A 3189-nucleotide genomic window follows, 5' to 3' on the forward strand; every position below is an offset into this window, starting at 1 on the left:
CCTTTCTATATAAAGGTTCCATCCCTTATAACCCCCGTCCATTGCATAACACAAACCGAAGAGCCAAAAAGTCTTTGTATGATTAACTCCCAATCCAACTTGAAAAACCCACTACCCACTCCCTAAGTCATAAAAAAAGGTGGGGCAACACCCACCTTTTTTCAACCTTAGATATTAGCGATAATTATGCTTCATCGAGGGCGGCAATACCGGGTAAAACCTTACCTTCGAGTAATTCCAAACTAGCGCCACCACCAGTGGAAATATGGCTCATTTTTTCCGCCACTCCCACTTTTTCCACCGCCGCTACCGAGTCACCACCACCGATAATAGTAGTTGTACCCGTAGCGGTTAAATCGGCTAAAGTGTGAGCGATCGCATCTGTACCCGCCGCAAATTTATCGAACTCGAACACCCCCATCGGGCCATTCCAGAGGACAGATTTACAGTTAGATAAAGCTTTTTGGAAAACTTTAACTGATTCAGGTCCAATATCCAATCCCATCCAACCATCGGGAATATTTTCGACGTTGACGATTTGGGAATTGGCATCTTTATCAAATTTATCCGCTAACACCACATCGGTAGGAAGGAGGAATTCCACCCCTTTTTCTTTAGCTTTTGCCTCTAGGGATTTAGCTAATTCCAGTTTGTCTTCTTCCACCAAAGACTTACCAACACTTAAACCGCGGGCCTTGTAGAAAGTAAAGATCATACCGCCACCGATGAGCAGTTTATCGCACTTTTCTAATAAAGTTTCAATCACGCCAATTTTACTAGAAACCTTAGAACCGCCGATAATCGCCGCTAGGGGACGTTGGGGAGTTTCAATAGCTGCTTGTAGGTAGTTTAACTCTTTTTCAATCAAATAACCCGCCACCGAGGGGCTGAGATAGTGGGTAACGCCTTCCGTGGAAGCGTGGGCGCGGTGGGCGGTACCAAAAGCATCATTAACGTATAAATCGGCATTAGCGGCTAATTGTTTGGCAAAATCGGGATCATTTGCCTCCTCTTCACCGTGGAAACGCAGATTTTCTAAAAGGGCCACTTGACCGTTAGACATTTGGCTAATCGCTGCCGTCACTCCCTCACCAATACAATCGGGACACATGATTACTTCTTGTCCCAATAATTCCGAGAGACGTTTAGCCACAGGAGTCAGACGCAAATTTTCTTTAACTTGACCGTCGGGGCGACCCATGTGGCTGCATAAAATAACCTTAGCCCCTTTTTTGATTAAATCCTCAATAGTTGGTAGTGCCGCCCGAATGCGGGTATCATCGCTGATTGCTCCGGTGGCTTTGTCCATGGGAACGTTAAAATCGACCCGGACTAAGACCCGTTTGCCCGCTAAATCAGCCTCTGTTAAATTCGCTACTGTTTTTTTTGGCACAGCCCATAACCTCCTAGATTGCTTACCGTACAATAAAGATTAAATCAGGGTATCGCTACTTGCGGCAATTACTTTGACAAAGATTATTTCAGATTTGGGGATCAGTTTTGCAGTTCCAAGACCGATTTGCCCAGAAAAATTTGATTGGAGAGACTTGCTAATTATGTTTGAGACGATTTTATTTCCCATCGACCACAGCCGCGAAAGTCGTGACGCGACCAGTAGTGTGATCGAATTAGTCAAAATCTTTGACAGTCGTTTGGTCCTGTTGTCGGTGGTGGAAACGACACCCGCCGGAGAAATTGCCCCCGACGATAAGATGAGTTCGATCGAAGCGGTGGATAGATTGTTACAATCGGCGCAAGCGATTTTCGCTCAGGCTAGCATCAAGGCAGAAATGATTGAACGGGAGGGAATACCCTCTTTTGTCATCTGCGATGTGGCCGATGAAGTTAATGCCGACCTGATCGTTATGGGTTGTCGCGGTTTAGGATTAACCAGCGAAGGTGTCTCCGAAAGCGTCACCACCAAAGTTATTAACCTTGCCCCCTGTCCAGTGTTGATTATCCCTTAATCAGTTATCAGTGAGCAGTTATCAGTGAGCAGTTATCATACTAAATCCAGTTATTAAAGACTGATTATCTATTCCTCCTTTTGCCCCTTGCCCCTTGCCTCTTGCCTATCCTGATATGTAGCCTATACTCAACGGATTTAGTATCAGATGTGAGTTTTCAGTTCACTGATTACTGTTTACTGTTTACTGGACGGCTACGCCGTGCCTTTGGCAACACTGAAACAAAGCTCCCCACTCCCCATCTCCCCACCTCCCTCGCACCCGTCTCCTGAGAGAAATGTAACGAATTGTGAGAGTTTCAGCCGTCAACCCTTGAAAACTCGATCGATGGGGTTGCTTGAAGTAATTCTTAGGCCTAAAGTGTAATCTTAAAGTTTTATGATCAATTTTCCTGTTGATCGGAAAAAGGAGAACTCAAACACAATGGCTGAAACTGGATACAAACAGGTGGTGACACCCTACAATGATGATCCGTTCATTGGTCATCTAGCTACCCCCATTTCCGCTTCTGGTTTTACCAAAGCTTTTATTGGTAACTTACCTGCCTATCGTCCCGGTCTAGCTCCGATTCTGCGCGGTCTAGAAGTGGGTATGGCCCACGGTTATTTCCTCGGTGGTCCCTGGGTTGTCCTGGGTCCCTTGAGAGACTCGGAATATGCTAATCTCGGCGGCTTAATCCCCGCTTTAGCCATGGTTCTCTTGGCTACGGGTTGTTTAGCTAGTTATGGTCTTGTCTCCTTCCAAGGTAAGGCCGCTAGTGGTGATCCTCTGCAATCCTCCGAGGGTTGGAGTCAATTCGCCGCCGGTTTCTTTATTGGTGGTATGGGTGGCGCTTTTGTGGCCTATTTCCTCCTAGAAAATCTTGGTGTCGTTGATGGCATCATGCGCGGGGTTTTTAATCAATAATTAACCCTTGTTCTACCTGATTATCATTTCCTTATTTTTTTACTAGGAGCATTTGACATGACTGGTGCCTACGCAGCTTCTTATCTGCCTTGGATTTTAATCCCGATCGTCTGTTGGTTAATGCCAGCTGTGGTTATGGGTTTGTTATTCATCTATATCGAAAGTGAATCCTAATTTAGTCTAGGATTCCTACAATTAAGGACTTGAAAATTAGCTATTTGATAGTTAGTTTTCAAGTCCTATTTTCTGAGGAAAAAGGAAAAGTATTGACCAGATGAAAATGGGTAAAACCCCACACCCCACACCCCACACCCCA

General features: G+C 45.3%; 4 protein-coding genes. 3 read left to right on the plus strand and 1 reads right to left on the minus strand.

The window, feature by feature from the left end; translation table 11 throughout:
• Positions 1-184: 184 nt before the first annotated feature.
• Entirely contained in the window at positions 185-1393 is a 1209-nt protein-coding gene (gene pgk / locus IQ242_RS20640; protein WP_193961241.1) for a phosphoglycerate kinase, read from the minus strand.
• 163 nt (positions 1394-1556) lie between these two features.
• On the opposite strand from pgk, the gene IQ242_RS20645 reads away from it, so the two are divergent.
• The 3 genes from IQ242_RS20645 to IQ242_RS20655 all read left to right on the plus strand — a co-directional run bounded on the left by IQ242_RS20645 (position 1557) and on the right by IQ242_RS20655 (position 3047).
• A complete protein-coding gene (locus IQ242_RS20645; protein ID WP_193961242.1) occupies positions 1557-1967 on the plus strand; it encodes a universal stress protein in 411 nt (136 codons plus the stop codon).
• 423 nt (positions 1968-2390) lie between these two features.
• On the plus strand, positions 2391-2873 hold the full coding sequence (locus IQ242_RS20650) for a photosystem I reaction center protein subunit XI (protein WP_002737469.1): 483 nt from the start codon (positions 2391-2393) through the stop codon (positions 2871-2873).
• A gap of 57 nt (positions 2874-2930) precedes the next feature.
• Positions 2931-3047 (plus strand): photosystem I reaction center subunit VIII, encoded by a 117-nt coding sequence (locus tag IQ242_RS20655; RefSeq protein ID WP_002737043.1) that lies wholly within the window; start codon positions 2931-2933, stop codon positions 3045-3047.
• Positions 3048-3189 lie beyond the last annotated feature (142 nt).

The organism is Microcystis sp. LEGE 08355 (genome assembly GCF_015207185.1).
In the GTDB taxonomy this organism is placed as follows: Bacteria; Cyanobacteriota; Cyanobacteriia; order Cyanobacteriales; family Microcystaceae; genus Microcystis; species Microcystis panniformis.